Annotated in this window: 15 protein-coding genes and 1 riboswitch; of the genes, 6 read left to right on the top strand and 9 right to left on the bottom strand. The window is 45.1% G+C overall.

Going from position 1 to position 18,848, the window contains the following annotated elements; all coding sequences use genetic code 11:
• Position 1 precedes the first annotated feature (1 nt).
• The 7 genes from rlmN to LIR34_RS06175 are packed head-to-tail and all read right to left on the bottom strand — an operon-like array spanning position 2 to position 8,269.
• On the bottom strand, positions 2-1,042 hold the full coding sequence (gene rlmN, locus LIR34_RS06205; RefSeq protein ID WP_161286359.1) for a 23S rRNA (adenine(2503)-C(2))-methyltransferase RlmN: 1,041 nt from the start codon (positions 1,040-1,042) through the stop codon (positions 2-4).
• A gap of 2 nt (positions 1,043-1,044) precedes the next feature.
• On the bottom strand, positions 1,045-2,397 hold the full coding sequence (rsmB, locus tag LIR34_RS06200) for a 16S rRNA (cytosine(967)-C(5))-methyltransferase RsmB (protein WP_173902281.1): 1,353 nt from the start codon (positions 2,395-2,397) through the stop codon (positions 1,045-1,047).
• Positions 2,390-3,097 (bottom strand): zinc metallopeptidase, encoded by a 708-nt coding sequence (locus LIR34_RS06195; RefSeq protein WP_161286361.1) that lies wholly within the window; start codon positions 3,095-3,097, stop codon positions 2,390-2,392. The genes rsmB and LIR34_RS06195 overlap by 8 nt, the downstream gene beginning before the upstream one ends.
• 4 nt (positions 3,098-3,101) lie before the next feature.
• Positions 3,102-4,052, bottom strand: a complete 951-nt coding sequence (gene fmt, locus LIR34_RS06190) for a methionyl-tRNA formyltransferase (protein WP_173902280.1) — start codon at positions 4,050-4,052, stop codon at positions 3,102-3,104.
• A gap of 25 nt (positions 4,053-4,077) precedes the next feature.
• Entirely contained in the window at positions 4,078-4,560 is a 483-nt protein-coding gene (gene def / locus LIR34_RS06185; RefSeq protein ID WP_161286363.1) for a peptide deformylase, read from the bottom strand.
• A gap of 17 nt (positions 4,561-4,577) precedes the next feature.
• A complete protein-coding gene (priA, locus tag LIR34_RS06180; RefSeq protein ID WP_173902279.1) occupies positions 4,578-6,800 on the bottom strand; it encodes a replication restart helicase PriA in 2,223 nt (740 codons plus the stop codon).
• Positions 6,797-8,269, bottom strand: a complete 1,473-nt coding sequence (locus tag LIR34_RS06175) for a UDP-N-acetylmuramoyl-L-alanyl-D-glutamate--2,6-diaminopimelate ligase (protein ID WP_161286365.1) — start codon at positions 8,267-8,269, stop codon at positions 6,797-6,799. The genes priA and LIR34_RS06175 overlap by 4 nt, the downstream gene beginning before the upstream one ends.
• 298 nt (positions 8,270-8,567) lie before the next feature.
• A riboswitch (TPP riboswitch) is annotated at positions 8,568-8,675 on the top strand.
• Positions 8,676-8,791: 116 nt separating this feature from the next.
• On the opposite strand from LIR34_RS06175, the gene thiW reads away from it, so the two are divergent.
• The 4 genes from thiW to thiC are packed head-to-tail and all read left to right on the top strand — an operon-like array spanning position 8,792 to position 12,313.
• A complete protein-coding gene (gene thiW, locus LIR34_RS06170; protein WP_173902278.1) occupies positions 8,792-9,301 on the top strand; it encodes an energy coupling factor transporter S component ThiW in 510 nt (169 codons plus the stop codon).
• Between the two features lie 3 nt (positions 9,302-9,304).
• Positions 9,305-10,111 carry a hydroxyethylthiazole kinase gene (locus LIR34_RS06165; protein ID WP_161286367.1) on the top strand — a complete coding sequence of 269 codons (807 nt, stop codon included), beginning with the start codon at positions 9,305-9,307 and terminating at the stop codon, positions 10,109-10,111.
• Positions 10,112-10,138: 27 nt separating this feature from the next.
• Positions 10,139-10,948, top strand: a complete 810-nt coding sequence (thiD, locus tag LIR34_RS06160; protein ID WP_161286368.1) for a bifunctional hydroxymethylpyrimidine kinase/phosphomethylpyrimidine kinase — start codon at positions 10,139-10,141, stop codon at positions 10,946-10,948.
• 54 nt (positions 10,949-11,002) lie between these two features.
• Positions 11,003-12,313 (top strand): phosphomethylpyrimidine synthase ThiC, encoded by a 1,311-nt coding sequence (thiC, locus tag LIR34_RS06155; protein WP_173902277.1) that lies wholly within the window; start codon positions 11,003-11,005, stop codon positions 12,311-12,313.
• A gap of 6 nt (positions 12,314-12,319) precedes the next feature.
• Here the strand turns inward: thiC and LIR34_RS06150 are convergent, their stop codons facing one another.
• Positions 12,320-13,624: a DUF11 domain-containing protein gene (locus tag LIR34_RS06150; RefSeq protein WP_173902276.1), complete on the bottom strand. Its 1,305-nt coding sequence runs from the start codon at positions 13,622-13,624 to the stop codon at positions 12,320-12,322.
• Positions 13,625-14,205: 581 nt separating this feature from the next.
• On the opposite strand from LIR34_RS06150, the gene arcC reads away from it, so the two are divergent.
• Both arcC and eutJ read left to right on the top strand, forming a co-directional pair.
• Positions 14,206-15,138 carry a carbamate kinase gene (gene arcC / locus LIR34_RS06145; RefSeq protein ID WP_161286601.1) on the top strand — a complete coding sequence of 311 codons (933 nt, stop codon included), beginning with the start codon at positions 14,206-14,208 and terminating at the stop codon, positions 15,136-15,138.
• A 165-nt stretch (positions 15,139-15,303) separates the two neighbouring features.
• Entirely contained in the window at positions 15,304-16,143 is an 840-nt protein-coding gene (gene eutJ, locus LIR34_RS06140) for an ethanolamine utilization protein EutJ (RefSeq protein ID WP_161286600.1), read from the top strand.
• 118 nt (positions 16,144-16,261) lie between these two features.
• Here eutJ and nrdD read toward each other — a convergent pair whose 3' ends face one another.
• The gene (nrdD, locus tag LIR34_RS06135) at positions 16,262-18,397 is read right to left on the bottom strand and encodes an anaerobic ribonucleoside-triphosphate reductase (protein WP_161286599.1); all 2,136 of its coding nucleotides are present in this window, start codon (positions 18,395-18,397) and stop codon (positions 16,262-16,264) included.
• Between the last annotated feature and the right edge of the window lie 451 nt (positions 18,398-18,848).

Here is an 18,848-nt window from a genome sequence, read left to right as displayed (position 1 = left end):
GTCACTTCTCACTTTCTGTTTTTTCCATGTAACGTTTTCTTAACTGGCCACAGGCACCGTCAATATCGCTGCCCATTTCCCTTCTAATAGTACCATTTATTCCGTATTTTTCAAGATTTATTTTGAAATTCTCCACCGCCTGCCTGGTTGAACGCACGAAAGAACGCTCTCTTACAGGGTTTACCGGAATCAGGTTTACATGGCAGTTCAGTCCCTTAAGACGGTCTGCAAGCTCTTTTGCATCTTCTCTGCTGTCGTTTACACCTGCGACCAGACTGTACTCAAAAGTGATTCTTCTGCCGGTTTTGTTGAAATAGTTCCGGCAGGACTCCAGGAGTTCATCGATTGTATATTTGTTTGCGATCGGCATAAGTTCCCGCCGTTTTTCATCGTTTGGTGCATGAAGAGATACTGCCAGCGTCATCTGCAGTTTTTCTTCTGCAAGTTTATAGATCTGCGGCACCAGTCCACAGGTCGATACCGTGAGATTCCTCTGGCTGATATGAATGCCTCCTTCTTCCGTGAGAATATGTATAAAGCGAAGGAGATTGTCATAATTATCCATCGGTTCACCCGTTCCCATCACTACCACATTGGAAACTCTCTCACCAAGAGAATCCTGTATCCTGTATATCTGGTCCAGCATTTCTGACGGAAGCAGGTTTCTTGTCAGACCTCCAATCGTGGAGGCACAGAACCTGCAGCCCATACGGCAGCCTGCCTGTGAAGAAATACAGACGGAATTGCCGTGTTTGTACTTCATAAGAACACTTTCAATCATATTTCCGTCGGACAGACGGAACAGATACTTTCTGGTACCGTCTATCTTTGATATCTGAACGTCCAGCGTCTCCAGTACTGTGATCGGATACTGCTCCAGCTTCTGTCGGAGACTTTTGGGAATATTTTCCATTTGATCATAAGAAGTAACCAGGTGCTCATGCAGCCAGCTGTATATCTGCTTTGCACGAAACGGCTTTTCGCCCAGCTCTGTCATAAGCCCTTTCAGTTCTTCAATCGTCATTGATTTTATATCTGTCATGTTTATTTCCTTCTGAATTTCGCCATAAAGAATCCATCCGTTCCATGAACACCTGGCAGCAGCTGCAGATATCCAAGGCTGGTCGTTTCGGATTTAAGCTCATCCGGAACAAACTCATCAATACTTTCAAGTTTAAATGGATGGTTATTCATAAACCACATCATATTTTCTTCGTTTTCTTCTTTGGCAACCGTACAGGTACTGAAGATCAGTACTCCTCTTGGTTTTACATATTCTGCAGCTTTATCCAGAATATTCCTCTGAAGAATCACCAGTTCTTCTTCCTTCTGTACAGTAGAGCGATACTTGATCTCCGGTTTCTTTCCGATCACTCCATATCCGGAGCATGGTACATCTGCAAGAACAATATCCGCCTTACATTCAGATTCCACATCAAATACCGTCGCATCCTGCACATGAGCCTGAACATTGATAGCTCCTGTACGGTGAATGTTTTCGTTGATAAGCTCCACCTTATACTGGCTGACATCACGTGCATCCACAGTACCAAAGCCTTCCATCTTATCTCCAAGATGAATGCTTTTGCCGCCCGGAGCCGCACACATATCGATGATGTAATCGCCCTTCTGCGGGTTTGCAATCTCTGAAACCAGCATGGAACTGACATCCTGTGCCACGATCTTTCCCTGAATAAACGCATCCAGTGCCAGAATATGATTGTATTCTGAGATTTTGAATGCATAAGGAAGATACGGTGCCGGCTCTACCTTAACCCCTTGATTTCTCAGACTTTCACAGGTCTCTTCCACCGAGTTGAGATATGTACGGCAACGTACTGTCACCGGTTTTTCTTTCAGAAAATCTACAAGCATCTTCTCCGTGATCTCCTCGCCGTAATCATTCAGCCAACGGAGAACCAGCGGCTCCGGCATGGAATACCGGACTGAAAGATGTCGTACCAGATTTACTTTTCTTGACGGATACTCAAGCTCATCCTGCTGTCTCGCGATGGTTCGAAGCACCCCATTCACAAAAGGCTTCAGATTGTAAAAGCCTTTTTTCTGTGCGAGTTTCACTGCCTCATTGCATACGGCACTGTCCGGTACCCTGTCCATAAATCTCAGCTGATATACTGCACTTCTCAGGATTTCTCTGATCGGCGGTTTCATTTTGTCTACTGTGATCTTTGAAAAAGAATCTATAATATAGTCGATCAGGATCCTGTATTCCAGAGTCCCCTCACAGACTCTTGTAATAAAGGCACGTTCCTGCTTTGGAAGGAACTGATATTTGGAAAGTGCGTTTCGGATTGCAATATGACTGTGTTCTCCTTCTTCATTGATCTGAAGAAGAATCTCCAGTATCATTTCTCTTGTATTAATGCCGCTAGTCATCACGTCTTCCTCCTGCCAGTATGATAAGTCTCAGAAGCTGCAGGATCGATCCGGCTAAAGCTGCAACATATGTCATTGCAGCTGCTGTCAGCACGCTGCGGGCTCCCTTTGCCTCGTCTGATCCGAGAATTCCCGTACTCTGAAGCATTTTCAGAGCTCTTGAAGATGCATTGACCTCAACAGGAAGTGTTACAAGCTGAAACAAGACTGCCAGTGAAAACAATACGATTCCTGCCGTCACCAGTGGCTGGATCCCTGCAAAAAGTCCGATCAGAAATAATGGCCACGACAGGCTGCTTCCCAGATTCGCTGCCGGAACGATCGCACTTCGCATTTCAAGCGGGGCATAGTTGGTCGCATGCTGGATTGCATGTCCGCACTCATGTGCAGCAACTCCAACTGCTGCCAGCGAAGTCTGCCCGTAAATATCCTGTGAAAGATTCACTGTCTTCGTCCGGGGATCGTAATGGTCCGTCAGACTGCCCGCTATCGGCCTTACCTGTACATCTGTAATTCCGGCACTGTACAGAATCCTTCGGGCAGCTTCTTCACCAGTAAGTCCTGATGCACTTCTCACTCTTTTGTAACGTGCAAAGGTACTTTTTAGTTTTGCAGATGCCAGAAGCGACAAAAGCATACCAATTACAAGAAGAAGGTACGTCCAGTCAAATCCATAATATCCATAACCATATGTGTACATCTTATCACTCCTTATGATCTGTCAGTACTGTTCCGACCTCAACCTGATATCCTCGAAGGAACGCATCTGTTTCCATTCTCTTCTTTCCTTCAAGCTGTACTTCACAAAGAACCAGTACATCTTCGCCGCAGGCTACATGAATTCCGGTTTTATCCACCGCAATGATTGTTCCCGGAACAGTTTTTCCACCATTTACTGTTTTTTCTACTGTGGATTTCCATACTTTAAGTGTCTTACCATTGAGAAAAGTATATGCACTCGGCCACGGATTCAGTCCTCGTACCAGTCTTTCAAGTTCTGCTGCACTTTTTGAGAAATCCATAAGTCCCATTTTCTTATTGATCATCGCCGCATACGGTGTCGGACTCTCTTCCGGCTGTACCTCGTAGGAAGCTGTTCCATCTTCTATGGAAGGAAGTGTTTCAGTCAGAAGAGAAGCCCCTGCCTGTGCAAGTTTATCAAAAAGACTTCCGCCTGTCTCCTCTTTATCAAGCGGAACAACCACTTTGGAAATCATATCACCGGTATCCAGGCCGGTTCCCATTCTCATGATCGTCACGCCGGATTCCTTCTCACCATCAATCACTGCCTGCTGGATCGGAGCGGCTCCACGGTATTTCGGAAGCAGGGATGCATGGATATTGATACATCCGTATTTCGGCATATCCAGGATCTTCTTTGGAATGATCTGTCCAAATGCTGCCACAACAATGATGTCCGGAGCAATGTTTTCCAGAATCTCCACGAATTCCGGCTCCCGGACCTTAAGCGGCTGATACACCGGTATATCATGCTTCATTGCTTCTTCTTTCACCGGAGTCGGCATAAGTGTCTTGCCTCTTCCCTTCGGTTTGTCCGGCTGCGTTACAACTGCTGCAACCTCATATCCTGATCTTACAAGAGCCTCTAGTGGCGGCACGGCAAAATCAGGCGTTCCCATATAAACTATTTTCATAATATGCTCCTTTTTTCATCTGTCATTATTCGAAATCTTCATCCTCATCATAGCTGGTTCTGTGCAGATCTCCCTCTACAAGATCTGTATACATCTTTCCATCCAGATGGTCTATCTCATGGCAGAATGCTCTTGCAAGAAGTTCTGTTCCTTCATAGATCACTTCTTCCATATCCTCATTCATGGCTTTTACTTTGACATAATTCGGACGGGTCACCTGTCCTGCCATACCCGGAACGCTTAAGCATCCTTCATCTCCCGTCTGTTCTCCGGATGTTTCCAGAATTTCCGGATTGATCAGGACGATCGGGCCGTCTCCGATGTCAATAACTACAATCCTCTTGAGGATTCCGACCTGCGGTGCTGCAAGCCCTACTCCCATCGCTTCATACATGGTATCCAGCATATCGTCTACCAGTGTTACGATCTTTGGTGTAATTTCCTTTACCGGTTTGCTGATCTTTCTCAGCACCGGGTCTCCATCTGTTCTGATTGTTCTGATTGCCATTTCTTTCTTCCTTTCTTTTATCCTGCGTAATCAAACTGTATATATAATTTCCGGAAGCCGGAATTTATTTCGATATATTTTTCTGCTTTGTCCTTAATATCCATGAGCACCTTCTCATCCTGATGCTTCAGATAAATAACCTTGTGATAAATATCATTAATCTTTCCAACAGAAGCACTGGCAGGACCGATCACATGGACTTTATATTTTTCACCGATCGTTCCGACAAATTTACCAAGATACTCCATCCCCTGGCTCAGAAGTTCCTCATCTTCTCCTGCTGCAAGGATCGACAGCATATGTGCTGCAGGCGGATAATCCATCAGAATCCGATAACTCATCTCCGCCTGATAAAAAGCCTCATAATCCTGTGTTGCTGCAGCCTGAATGCTGTAATGCTCCGGATGATAGGTCTGAATGACCGCCTCACCCGGCTTTCTTCCTCTTCCAGATCTTCCGACTGCCTGTGTCAGAAGCTGGAAAGTTCTCTCTGCGCAGCGGTAATCTGACGCGTACAAGGAAAGATCTGCTGCCACTGCACCAACCAGTGTCACATCCGGAAAATCATGTCCTTTAACGATCATCTGGGTTCCCACCAGAATATCCGCCTCATGTGCGGCAAAAGAGGACAGTATCTTCTCATAGCTTCCTTTGTTTCTCGTGGTATCATAATCCATTCGAAGTACCCGTGCCTTCGGAAAAGTCTTATGAAGAACCTGTTCGATCTGCTGTGTTCCGGCCTTAAATCCGCCAATGTAAGGCGAACCACAGGACGGACATTTCGCCACTGCCGGTCTCTCATAACCACAGTAATGACAGATCAGCTTCCCGTTATTGTGTTCTGTAAGTGACACATCACAATGCGGACATTTAAGGACTTCTCCACAGGAACGGCACGATACAAATCCCGCAAATCCTCTTCTGTTCAGAAATAATATCGACTGTTCGCCTCTTTCCAGACGCTTTTCGATAGAATCCTTAAGTTTCCGGCTCAGGATCGAACGGTTTCCTGCCTTTAATTCTCCTCGAAGATCCACAACAGATACTTCCGGCAGCGGACGCTCCTCAAAACGTGCGGTCAGTTTTGTAAGCAGATACTCCCCTGCTTCTGCCCTACAGTACGCTTCCAGAGACGGAGTTGCCGATCCCATGACCACATAGGCACCTTCCTGTGTCGCCCTCTGCACAGCCACCTCTCGTGCATGATATCGCGGACTGCTCTCACTCTTATAAGTCTGCTCATGTTCCTCATCAATTATGATAAGTCCGAGCCTGGAAAAAGGTGTAAAAAGTGCCGACCGCGGCCCTACCATGATCTGGATCTCGCCCTGCTTCGCCCTTCGAAACTGATCATAACGTTCTCCCAGGGACAGACGCGAGTTCAGCACAGATACTTTTTCGCCAAACCATCCATAAAATCGTCTGACTGTCTGATAGGTCAGCGAAATCTCCGGGATCAGCACAATAACCTGTCTGCCCTGTTCTACTACCTGCTCGATCAGTTTCATATAAACCTGGGTCTTACCACTTCCTGTAACACCATGAATAAGCACCGGCCGTGGTGATTCCCGCTTCCATTCTTCCTGTATCTGATCAAGAACCTTTTTTTGCGGTTCTGTAAGTTCAGACAACTTCTCTCTTGGAATCGCTTCTCCTTTTACAGGGATACGATAAACCTCATCCTGCTGAATGCGGATCACGCCCTGCTCCACAAGCGGATTAAGCACAGACGAGGTCATTCCGAGGTTTTTTACTGCTTCCGTGTAATCTAACTCCGGCTTCTCACAGAGAGCTCTCAGAATCCTGGCTCTCGCTTTACATCTGCTTTTTTCAAGCTTTTCTGCAAGTGCGATTGCTTCTTCCTCGTTTATGTTCAACAAAATGCGACGTTTTTCCTTTGACCTGACCTTCTCTCTGACCGGAAGTACGGTTTTGAGTGCCTGTGCCATTGTTGATCCATATCGTTCTTTCATCCAGGCAGCAAGCACGATCAGTTTTTCTTCTGTCGTCTCCTGGCTGCTGCTGATGCCCTTAAGCGGCTTTATCTTTGACGGATCCAATTCCGGCTCTTTAGAAAGCCCGATCACATATCCTTTGCGTTCATGGTTTCCGTTTCCAAAAGGAATCGTCACTACCATTCCCACCTGGATCTCATCCTCCATTTCCAAAGGAACGCGATACTGAAAACTACGATCGAGCTTCTCATGTGAAATATCTACAATGATATCTGCATACATCATTGATTTTTGTCCTGGTCCTCCTTGAGGATTTCTGCGATCAGAACCCTCTCATCCATAGGATACTTCTTTCCCTTGATCTCCTGGTAATCTTCATGTCCCTTGCCGGCAAGAACAATGATATCTCCCGGCTCTCCATGATGGATCGCATAGGCAATTGCCTCCTTACGGTCACAGATCTCCACATATTTACCGTTTGTTCTTGCTATTCCAGTCTTGATATCATCAATGATCGCCTGCGGTTCCTCAAATCTTGGATTGTCTGAGGTGATGATCGTCAGATCTGCCATCTTTCCGGAAACCTCTCCCATCTCATAACGCCGGGATTTCGCACGGTTTCCTCCGCAGCCAAACAGACATACAAGTCTGTGCGGATGATACTCTCTCAGCGTTGTAAGAAGGCTTTCCAGTGCCATTGCGTTATGTGCATAGTCAATCATCAGCGTAAATTCATCGGATACTTTGATCATCTCTATACGACCTTTGACTCTGGCAACTTTGAGTGCTCTGATGATATTCTCCTGAGAAACTTTAAAATGACGGCAAATTGCAATTGCAGTCAGTGAATTATAGATACTGAATTTACCTGGAATGTCAATTTCCACTGGAAAATCCATAAGTCCCCTGACATGATAGGAGATTCCGAGATATCCCTTGCCTCCGATCATATGTGCATCTTCTGCGCGAAGATCTGCTTCCGGTGAAAATCCATAGGTTTCCAGATCACAGGTATGTCCCTCAATAATTTTCTCAAAATGCTCATCGTCGCGGTTTACGATACCAACCTTACACTGGCGGAGAAGCATGGATTTGCAGGCAAGATAATGTGCAAAATCTCTGTGCTCATTCGGTCCGATATGATCTGGTTCAATATTTGTAAAGATACCATAGTCAAAAACAAAGCCCTGTGTTCTGTGAAGCATAAGTCCCTGTGAAGAAACTTCCATAACCACACAGTCACAGCCCGCATCTACCATCTTGCGGAAATATTTCTGGACAACAAAGGATTCCGGAGTTGTATTAGCTGCCGGAATCACCTCATCACCGATGATCGCTTCGATCGTTCCGATCAGACCAACCTTATAGCCGGCATTTTCGAGGATAGATTTGACCATATAAGTTGTTGTGGTCTTTCCTTTGGTTCCGGTAATTCCAATCGTCTTGAGTTTCTCTGCCGGATGTCCGAAATATGCTGCTGAGATAAACGCCATAGCATAACGTGTATCTTCTACTTTAATAACAGTGACATCCTGCGGTGCCTCTATATCCTCCTGAACCACAAGTGTCTTCGCACCCTTTGCGATTACATCCGGTACAAATTTATGTCCGTCCACAACTGCACCCTTGATGCAGATGAACAGAGAATTCTCAATGACCTTTCGGGAGTCATACTCTACCGTGCTGACTTCCTGTTCCACGCTGCCCTGACAGCAGCTATATTCCAATCTCTCTAATAATGATGAAACTTTCATATTTGATCCTCCTCACTTCGAGATTTAATCCATTATAGAATATCACAGGTTAGACCCTTTTTCAAATATGTCTTGTCATATATAGCAACAGGTTGTATAATAAATAATTGTTCACAGGTAATATCCCGCGAGGTGTTTTGCCATGAATATGGCAAAATCCCGAGACATACGGGGCAAAATGCTATCACCGAAGGTGATTTGGAATGCATTTTGACCAAGTTACTGTGAACAGAGTGCACAGTAACTATAATAATCTTGTATTTTTTAGCTGTGCAATAATCAACAGTTAATGTAATTCTATATGAAACAGGGGAGCTGGCTGAAGCTGGCTGAGAGGAAACTGGATGGTTTCGACCCTTAACCTGATTTGGATAATGCCAACGTAGGGAAATACTGACGATATTTTCAGGAGAATTCCCTCGGGATTTCTCCTTTTTTGTGCTGTTTTTCAGACCAGAAGTTTCATATAACAGGATACCTGATATTTACGGTATCTTCATCAAAACAAAGGAGGTCATCAAAATGTCCAGAAACAATACGCACGCTGTGCAGAAGCTGGCGGTTGCCGGTGTCCTGACTGCGGTTGCTGTTGTCGGCAGTTTCCTGAGTGTTCCGGTTGCTGGCAGTAAATGTGCACCCGTACAGCATATGGTCAATGTATTTGCTGCTGTTCTTCTTGGACCATGGTGGGGAATCGGCATCGCATTCTGTGCAAGCCTGATCCGTAATCTTCTCGGAATCGGAAGCTTTCTTGCATTTCCGGGAAGTATGGTCGGGGCTCTTTGCTGCGGACTTATGTATCATTTTACCAGACGCCTGAGCCTTACCTGTACTGCCGAAGCACTCGGAACCGGGATCTTAGGCGGACTTGCCGCTTATCCGGTTGCCCGTTTTGCCATGGGAATCGCTCCTGCCGGCTTTACGGTATACATGATTCCGTTCTTTATCTCAACTCTGGCCGGCAGTATCCTTGCTTACCTGCTTCTTCGTATTTTTGAAAAAAGCCAGGTACTTGATTCTGTGATGAGGTAAGATATGAATAGAAATGAAATCCTGAATGCCCTCTTAAAAAAACATCCCAAGATCCACTGTCTGACCAATCCGGTCACTATGAATGATGTTGCAAATATTCTTCTTGCGGCCGGCGGAAGTGCTGTAATGGCCCAGGATGAACAGGAGGCTGCTGAGATCACTACCTTCTGTCAGGGAACCCTTCTTAATACCGGAGTTCCGGACGAAGGCAAAATAAGAGCGTGCATTCTTGCCGGAAAGCGAGCCAATCAGCTTGGTCATCCTGTCATCCTCGATCCGGTAGGTGCAGGTGGAAGCTCCTTTCGTCAACAGGAGCTGAAGAAGCTTCTGGAGCAGGTTCATCCATCTATAGTCCGCTGCAATCAGGAAGAAGCCGCTGTACTCTGTTCTTTCCATTCCGCAAAAGAAACTCATTTTTCACGCGGCGGTGTGGAAAGCAGTCTTCATATGGACTCACAAAATCTGGAGTCACTCGCAATGAAAGCCGCCCGACTTTATCGCTGCACCTTTTTTATCACGGGTGAAACAGATATTGTTTCAGACGGCACACAGACTCTTCTTCTAAGAGGCGGAGATTCCAGACTCTGCAGGATCACAGGCGGCGGATGTATGCTTTCTGCACTTTGTGCCCTGTTCTGCTGCAGTGGTGCTTCTGCTTTTGAAGCCGCTGCCACAGCCGGTCAGATCTGGAAGGAGATTTCGGAAGAAGCCGGTACACGTATCGATCAGAACGGCGGCGGCATCGGACAGTTCCATGCGCTGCTCATGGATGTGGCCGAGGAAAAAATCTATTTTGCAAACCGTTTATAAGCTTTTCAAATAAGGAGACAACTCTCTATGAAACTAAAAACTGTACTCACAATTGCCGGAAGCGACTCCAGCGGTGGTGCCGGAATTCAGGCTGATATCAAGGCAATCACCATGAATGGCGTATATGCTTCCAGTGTCATCACTGCACTGACGGCTCAGAATACCACCGGTGTATATGGAATCCAGGAAACACCGGCAGATTTTATTGCCGCCCAGATGGATGCGGTTTTTTCGGATATTTTCCCGGATGCAGTCAAAATCGGAATGCTTCCATCACCTGACGCCATGAAATGTGTTGCCTCCAGGCTCCGTCAGTATAAGCCTGCCCACATTGTCCTGGATCCCGTCATGGTATCTACCAGCGGACATCGTCTTATGGATCCGGAGGCAGAGATCACTCTCAAGGAGGAGCTCTTTCCTCTGGCAGAACTGATCACACCGAATATTCCGGAGGCAGAGGTTCTGACCGGTCTTCTCATAACGGATGACGCTTCCATGGAACGTGCCTGTTATGAACTTTACGCCAGATTTCATTGTGCCATTCTACTGAAGAGTGGTCACAGGAACGATCACGCAAACGATCTTCTTTATACCGGACAGAAGGCACTATGGATCCATGGAGAACGTATCGATAACCCTAATTCACACGGAACAGGATGCACGCTTTCCAGCACGATCGCTGCAAATCTCGCCAAGGGATACACTCTGGAAGATGCAGTAAAGAAAGCAAAGGAGTATCTCACAGAAGCACTTCGGATAAAACTGGATCTCGGAAAGGGTCACGGTCCGGTAGACCATACTCTTGGTGGTCAACATACTGCTTATTTTTATAACTGATAGTGCAAAATAATTACAAATTAATATAACATTATAGTATAACAGGAGGAAATTATGACTCAGTACACAACTCAGATGGATGCCGCAAGAAAAGGCATCGTAACACCACAGATCAAAACTGTTGCCGAGAAAGAACACATGCCGGTTGACAAGATGATGCAGCTCGTAGCAGAAGGTAAGGTTGCCATCTGTGCCAACAAACATCATACCTGTCTTGATCCGGAAGGTGTCGGAAGCATGCTCCGCACCAAGATCAATGTAAATCTCGGTGTATCCAGAGACTGCAAAGATTACAACATTGAAATGCAGAAGGTCATGAAAGCCGTAGATCTCGGTGCAGAAGCAATCATGGATCTTTCCAGTCACGGAAACACACAGCCATTCCGTCAGAAACTTACTCATGAATGTCCGGCAATGATCGGAACAGTTCCTGTCTATGACAGTGTCATTCATTATCAGAGAGACCTTTCTGAACTGACCGCAAAAGACTTTGTCGATGTTGTCAGACTTCATGCAGAAGATGGCGTTGACTTCGTTACTCTTCACTGTGGAATCACTCGCAAAACCATTGAGCAGATCAAGAAACATAAACGTAAAATGAACATTGTAAGCCGTGGAGGAAGCCTTGTATTTGCATGGATGAGCATGACTGGCGAAGAAAATCCATTCTACGAATACTTCGATGAGATCCTGGATATCTGCGAAGAGCATGACGTTACCATCTCACTCGGAGATGCCTGCCGTCCGGGCTGTCTGGCTGACGCTACTGATGTATGCCAGATTGAAGAGCTTGTCCGTCTTGGCGAGCTTACAAAACATGCATGGGATCACAATGTGCAGGTTATGGTCGAAGGACCGGGACATGTTCCGCTTGATCAAGTTGCAGCAAATATGAAAGTTCAGCAGACCATCTGCATGGGTGCTCCTTTCTATGTACTTGGACCTCTCGTTACCGATATCGCACCTGGATATGATCACATCACAGCCGCGATCGGTGGTGCAGTCGCTGCCATGAACGGCGCTGCTTTCCTCTGCTATGTAACACCGGCAGAGCATCTGGCACTTCCAAATGTCGATGACGTCAAAAATGGTATCATTGCTTCCAAGATCGCAGCTCATGCAGCGGACATTGCCAAAGGTATCCCGCATGCACGTGATATCGATGACAAGATGGCAGATGCCCGCCGCGTTCTGGACTGGGATGCACAGTTTGAATGTGCACTTGATCCTGTAACTGCAAAAGCAATCCGTGATGACCGTCTTCCGGAAGATGATCACAGTGATACCTGCAGTATGTGCGGTAAATTCTGTGCTGTTCGAAGCATGAACAAAGCTCTTGCCGGAGAACATATCGATATTCTGTAATTTTATTTACTTCATCTGATTTCGCATCCGGCTGTACACCCAGCCAGCTGCCAGAAGAGAACCGGAGATCACCAGAAGCCACAACACAGGTTTCATGGGGTCTCCGGTTTTTGGATGTGTAGAAGCTGCCTTTCCCTTTGTTTCCGTATGCTGTGTGTTCTCATTTTCCTCCGGCACTTCTGTCGGTACCTCTGCCTCCCTGAATACCTGAATTTCAGCTTTGGATCTTTCCGTTCTCTCTCCTGTTTCTGCTGTTGTTACAGTTACCTCATTTATAAGCTTCTGATCATCTATATCCTCCGGAAGAGTCACTATTGCCAGAAGTCCCACGGAATATCCCGGGTCGATCTTTTCAATTCTTGCTTTTGTCCTGTCTTTGTTCAAAGTAAGTCCCTCTCCTTCCAGAAATTTTACAGGGACATTTTTAAGCCGGAACTTTTCTGTTGTGACTACTGAATGCAGAGTTCTCTCTCCTGTATTTTGTATGCATATCTGAAAAACAATCTCATCTCCCGGTACAGCCCTTGTCCTGTCGGCCGTCTTTGTAACCCGGAAGTCTGCCTTTAATGGCAGGATTTCTGTTTCTCTGCTTTCTTCCACGGACAAAATCTGTTTTTCCCCATTTTGCTCGTACTCTGCTTTTCCCTCTATATTCAAGCTGAGTTTTCCTGACTGTGCTTCAGGGATCTGTACAGACAGATACACTTCTTTCTGCATTCCTGTCTCCAGAAAATCCAGTTTCAGTGTTTCTTCCTGTACCACTGCCCCTTCTGCCTTCTCCCAGATTCCTTTAAGCAATTTTTCAGAAAAAGATGCGCCAAGATGGATGTTATAAAGTGTACAGTTTCCTGTATTTTCTATTTTCACTGTATAAAGCAGTTCTTTTCCTGCCTTAATCTGCTCCTGTTCCGGATTTATCCACATCTTACAGCCTGGCAGAACGATACTTTCCTCCTGATCCAGAAAATCCGGTGTCTCTGTCACATCTGGATTTACGGAATCATCCTTCTCCTCCGACACTGCCGGAGTTTCTTCCGTTTCTTCAGTTTCCTGTAATTCCTCTTCTTCTGCGGTTTCCAAAAGTACGCTTGCTTCCGGCAGTTCTACTTCATCTGATCCTGAAATTTCCTCATCTTTTATTTCAAAATCTTCTGAACTATTTCCTGTGCCCTGCTCTTCATCCTGAACGGCTGTTGCTTCATATCCATAATTTCCTGCTTCTGCACCCTGGATCCTGTTTCCACTTCCAATCAGAAGAGAGCATACTGTGGCCAACACCACACCTGTCGTTTTCCATATTCTATTTTTCATAAAAAACACACTCCTTTTTTATATTCATGCCAAAACACCTCGCGGAACAGTGTCTGCTGAATAGTTACCTTTTATCGTTCATATTCAGGAATATGTTCATACAGACATAGGCATCTCTCCTTTCTGCACGATTCAAAAATGGGATAAGTTCGTCGAATGACGATTAGAAAATCTCAAAAGGAATCCCCCAGAAATGAGATTCCGATTTAATGAATGTAGCATGTTTCCGGCAAATATACAAGATTATCCTGCAATTATAAAATTTATTTAAGATTTCTTTATAAAATTTCGTTTTCTTTTAGAATCCGTACACAGTTTGCACACATTTATTTCTTATAATATGTCTTGGATAGATGAATAACCACTCTCTATCTCCCCCCTCAAAAAGTTAAGGAAAGCCGCCTAATTCAGGCGGCTTTCCTTATTCCCAAAACATACCTTCTTTTTAGTTCTTACTATTTGCCTCCGGTATTTTGGGCAAAATGTATTCCAAATACCTTTGGACATTCCATCTTTTTATTGCAATTCAACAGGCATTCTTTTATAATAAAACCAAAACCCAAAAGAAACGAGGAATCCATATGAGCGAAAAAACCGTAGTTGTTGCTCTTGGTCATAAAGCCCTTGGCACAACACTTCCAGAACAGAAACTTGCTACTAAAGAAACCGCGAAAGTGATCGCTGATCTTGTCGAAGAGGGAACCCGTGTTGTCATCTCTCACAGCAACGGTCCGCAGGTCGGCATGATCCACACAGCAATGAACGAATTCGGTAAAGCACACCCGGATTTCACCTTTGCTCCAATGTCTGTCTGCTCTGCCATGAGCCAAGGATATATTGGTTATGACCTTCAGAACGCAATCCGTGCCGAACTGATTTCCAGAGGTATTTATAAACCAGTTGCCACTGTTCTGACTCAGGTTGTCATTGATCCATACGATGATGCCTTTGGCGAACCGGAGAAGATCATCGGACGTGTTCTCACCGCAGACGAGGCAGAAGCAGAGGAAGACAAGGGAAATTTCGTTACTGAAACTGCACCTGGCGAATATCGCCGTATCCTTGCAGCTCCGAAACCACAGCGTATCGTTGAGATTGAAACTGTACGTGCACTTGCAAATGCAGAACAGATCGTAATTGCAGCAGGCGGCGGCGGAATTCCTGTTATGGAGCAGGGCATCGATCTTCACGGTGCAAGCGCCATCATTGAAAAGGATCTTGCAAGCGGTCTTCTTGCCGAAGAGCTGAATGCGGATACTCTTCTGATCCTCACCAGCGTCGAAAAAGTCAGCCTCAACAAGGACACTGACAAAGAAACTTATCTCGGTACTATCTCTGCCGAAGAAGCTCAGACATACATGAATGAAGGACAGTTCGCCGCAGGTTCCATGCTTCCTAAGATCCAGGCAGGACTCTCTTTCATAAGCAAAGGCGAAAACCGCCGTGCTATCATTACTGATATCGCACATGCCAAAGACGGTTACAGAGAAAAAACAGGAACCATCATTAAGTAATTTCCCTATAAACCGAATCAGTTCAGAACGCTGCCCTGTATTGCCCATACATGCAGCGTTCTTTTTTGACACCGATTGTATTTTTCTGTCATTTCATATATAATAGAAATACTGAACGAATTTTTTCTCAAATTCGATATTTTTTCGTAGAAATGGAGTAGCAAAATGGAACTAAAAAACAGAACGTTATCTAATTTTGCAGAACTGGTCCGTACCGGCGAATGCAAAAACTATCGCGGCAGACTCAAAGTCGGTGTTGACCTCGGTACTGCCAATACTGTCCTTGCAGTTGTGGATACCAACAACCGTCCCATCGCAGGAGTTTCTGCTCCTTCCCACGCTATCCGTGACGGTGTAATCGTTAATTATTATGAGTCTGTCCAGCTTGTAACTAAACTGAAAGAGCAGCTCGAAGAAAAACTCGGAACAGAACTGCTCTATGCTGCCGCTGCAATCCCTCCGGGAGTTTCTGAAGGCAGCATCAAGAGTATCGGCTATGTCCTTGAGGGAGCCGGTTTTGAAGTAACGAATATCGTGGACGAGCCTACTGCTGCTTCTGCCATCCTCAAGATTACTGATGGTGCTGTTGTCGATGTCGGCGGTGGTACTACCGGTATCAGTATTCTCAAAGACGGCAAAGTCATCTACACGGACGATGAGGCAACCGGTGGAAGTCACATGACCATGACTGTTGCCGGTCATTATAAGATTCCTTATGAAGAAGCTGAGGTACTCAAAACCACTCCTGAAAAAGAAGATGAAATTTTTCCTGTTATCAAGGCAACCATCGAAAAAATGGCAACTATCACCGAACGGTTTCTCAAGGGTTATGAAGTTCCTGCTGTTTATGTCGTAGGCGGTTCTGCAAGCTTCAAAGAATTCACCACAGTATTTGAAAAAAAACTCAGGCTTCCTGTTTACCGTCCGGTCCATCCTCTTCTTGTAACTCCTCTCGGCATCGCTTACAACTGCATACTGCCGCCTGTATCACCAAAGAAAAACTGATCAGAAGATTCATTATTATCTATTACACAAAAAACAGTACAGACACAACCATTGGTCATGTCTGTACTGTTTTTGTATGATCTTAACTGCTCAGCACCCTCACAGTTACCTATAAATTTTACATGGATTTTCGTTCAGCGATCTCTGCCATCTTCGCTTCATTCAGTCGTGTATCACCATGTACACGGCTGTAAGAAAGATATCCGTTCATACGGTCGATTTTGGTCAGATTACGTGATCCGCATACCGGGCACACATCCATTTCCAGTTCCTGATGCCCGCAGTCATCACAATATGCCAGAGAAAGATTTACTCCCTCATAGTAGCCCAGATTCATTGCTCTGCGGATCAGAGTACGAATGGCTTCTTTATTATATCCGATAGGATAGCGCACATACTGGATCTTGCCTCCATTGCAGAGTTCCCAGAAACGCCCTTCCAGATCCTGCTTCTCGATCGGAGTCACATCCTCTGTAACATGACAGTGAAAACTGTTGCTTACATACGGTCTGTCAGAAACGCCCTCGACGATTCCATACATCTTACGGAACTGCTCAACCTGGAGTCCACAGAGACTTTCTGCCGGTGTTCCATAAATCGCATAAAGGTATCCGTCCTCCTGCTTAAACTGATTTACCTTATCGTTGATATACTTCAGAACTTCCAGTGCGAACTGTCCGTCCTCGCGGATTGACTTGCCATTGTAAAGTTCCTGCAGTTCATTCAATGCAGTAATTCCAAAGGAAGCTGTCATTGGTTTCAAAATCTTGCCGATTTTTTCATTTGGTTTAAGATGTCCGCCATAGAATCCGCCTTCGCAGTAAGCAAGCGGATTGGTGGATGCTCTCATCTGTCCCAGATATTCGTAGGTACGAATGTGGAGATTTCGGATCATCTGCAGATAAAAATCAAGAACCTCATAGAAATCTCTGCTCTCTGCCCTTGCTTTTGCCAGGATCATCGGAAGATGAAGACTGACTGCACCAATATTGAATCGTCCCACAAATACCGGTGTATCCTTCTCATCAGCCGGATACATGCCGCCCCTCTCGTACCACGGACTTAAGAAGGCACGGCATCCCATAGGACTTATGACCTTGCCATACTGCTTGTACATGCTGGCAATATAACCCTTACCGGTCAGGGAAAGCCAGTCCGGATACATTGTCTTTGAAGAACAGTCCACACCTTCTTCAAAAATATCCTCACATGGTTTGCCCGGACCATGAAGGTTTTCATCATACAGAAATACGATCTTAGGGAAGAGCACCGGTTTCTTGTGTCCGGCCTTGCCCTGTCCTCCCTTGTGCACTTCCAGAAGAGAAATGTTGCACATCTTCTCAAACTGTCCTGTGCCAAGTCCAAGTGTCACTGTCACAAACGGATAATCACCTCTGGATGAACCCACGGTATTTAACTTATATTCAATTCCCTGCCATCCCTGGTCAAAATCTCTTCTTACTTTATCCAGTGCGTACTCAACAGCCTTCTCTTCTCTGCCTGTCCAGTTCTCATCTGAATATTTCATAAATTCACTGATATATTTATCATAACTTTTCTGTGCATACGGTCCGAGGATCTTGTCTACCTCCGGTACTGTAAATCCACCATACTGCTGTGCTGCAGTACTCAGAATAATATCACCCATGACATCAAACGCTGTATCCAATGTCTTCGGCTCATTGTACCAGACATTTCCCATCTCAAAACCGCCTTTAAGAACTGCACCGACATCAAACAGACAGCAGTTCATCGTATCCAGTCTGGCAGACTGATCATGGATATAAATGTACCCGTCCTTACATGCCTGAAGTTCATTACGGTTCATAAAAAATTTACGATATAATTCTTTGTTCAGCTCATTAAAGATCAGACTTCTCTTGGTCGCTACCAGTGCACTGTCTGTATTTGCATTGCTCTTATCGCCGATATAGCGGATCGCCTGACTCTTGGTATAAACGTCATCCATCATATGAATAAAATCCAGCTTATAGTTGCGGTAATCACGATAACTCTTGGCAACCGCCGGATTCACACGCTCCAGTGCACCCTCGACAATATTATGCATCTCCTGGATCTCAATCTCATTCTTCCCCAGAGAGTCTGCATGCTCCTGAGCGAACTGACAGATAAATTCCTTCTCTTCATCTGAAAATGTATAAAGAATACGTGCGGCAGATTTGTTTACCGCCTTAACAATCTTCTGAGGATCAAATTCTTCTCTTGTACCATCTTTTTTGATTACATAGATCATATTCTTTGTCTCTCCTGTTTGCTGCAATTTTAAGGCCTTTCAGAGCTGTTCTGCCGCTTCACAGCTGCAACCTACCAGTCCGTCAGCCTTCCCCATATATAGTGTTACTTATGAGAGTATACCACAACATCATGTGAAGTTAAAGGGGAAATTTCATTTTTTATTGTCTGAAATTTTCCCTTGTTTTTGTTATGTTTGTAACTGTTCAGTACCCTCACAGTCACGAGTCAAAATGCATTCCAAATCACCTTCGGTGATGGTATTTTGCCTTGTATGTGAAACACTCCCTCTCGCAGAACAGATCCTCTGACGACAGTAACATATATTTTAATCTCATTTCAAAAATAATGCAAGGTTAAAATTGCAATACATAAATTTTCTTGTTATAATAAAAAATATTCGACTGTTCCGTAGCTCACTGTTACAAGTCAATATTTATTATACAATTCAC

Source organism: Blautia sp. MSK17_66 (assembly GCF_020538025.1).
In the GTDB taxonomy this organism is placed as follows: Bacteria; Bacillota; Clostridia; order Lachnospirales; family Lachnospiraceae; genus Blautia_A.
The sequence above is the reverse complement of the archived record's forward strand: the minus strand, read 5'-3'. Positions and strand labels throughout refer to the sequence as shown.

Coding starts and splice junctions, on each gene's coding strand:
- LIR34_RS06165 (WP_161286367.1), top strand. CDS start 9,305: ATGAATAGAAATGAAATCCTGAATGCCCTCTTAAAAAAACATCCCAAG.
- LIR34_RS06150 (WP_173902276.1), bottom strand. CDS start 13,624: ATGAAAAATAGAATATGGAAAACGACAGGTGTGGTGTTGGCCACAGTA.
- thiD (WP_161286368.1), top strand. CDS start 10,139: ATGAAACTAAAAACTGTACTCACAATTGCCGGAAGCGACTCCAGCGGT.
- LIR34_RS06195 (WP_161286361.1), bottom strand. CDS start 3,097: ATGTACACATATGGTTATGGATATTATGGATTTGACTGGACGTACCTT.
- LIR34_RS06175 (WP_161286365.1), bottom strand. CDS start 8,269: ATGAAAGTTTCATCATTATTAGAGAGATTGGAATATAGCTGCTGTCAG.
- eutJ (WP_161286600.1), top strand. CDS start 15,304: ATGGAACTAAAAAACAGAACGTTATCTAATTTTGCAGAACTGGTCCGT.
- thiC (WP_173902277.1), top strand. CDS start 11,003: ATGACTCAGTACACAACTCAGATGGATGCCGCAAGAAAAGGCATCGTA.
- rsmB (WP_173902281.1), bottom strand. CDS start 2,397: ATGACTAGCGGCATTAATACAAGAGAAATGATACTGGAGATTCTTCTT.
- thiW (WP_173902278.1), top strand. CDS start 8,792: ATGTCCAGAAACAATACGCACGCTGTGCAGAAGCTGGCGGTTGCCGGT.
- arcC (WP_161286601.1), top strand. CDS start 14,206: ATGAGCGAAAAAACCGTAGTTGTTGCTCTTGGTCATAAAGCCCTTGGC.
- def (WP_161286363.1), bottom strand. CDS start 4,560: ATGGCAATCAGAACAATCAGAACAGATGGAGACCCGGTGCTGAGAAAG.
- priA (WP_173902279.1), bottom strand. CDS start 6,800: ATGATGTATGCAGATATCATTGTAGATATTTCACATGAGAAGCTCGAT.
- fmt (WP_173902280.1), bottom strand. CDS start 4,052: ATGAAAATAGTTTATATGGGAACGCCTGATTTTGCCGTGCCGCCACTA.
- rlmN (WP_161286359.1), bottom strand. CDS start 1,042: ATGACAGATATAAAATCAATGACGATTGAAGAACTGAAAGGGCTTATG.
- nrdD (WP_161286599.1), bottom strand. CDS start 18,397: ATGATCTATGTAATCAAAAAAGATGGTACAAGAGAAGAATTTGATCCT.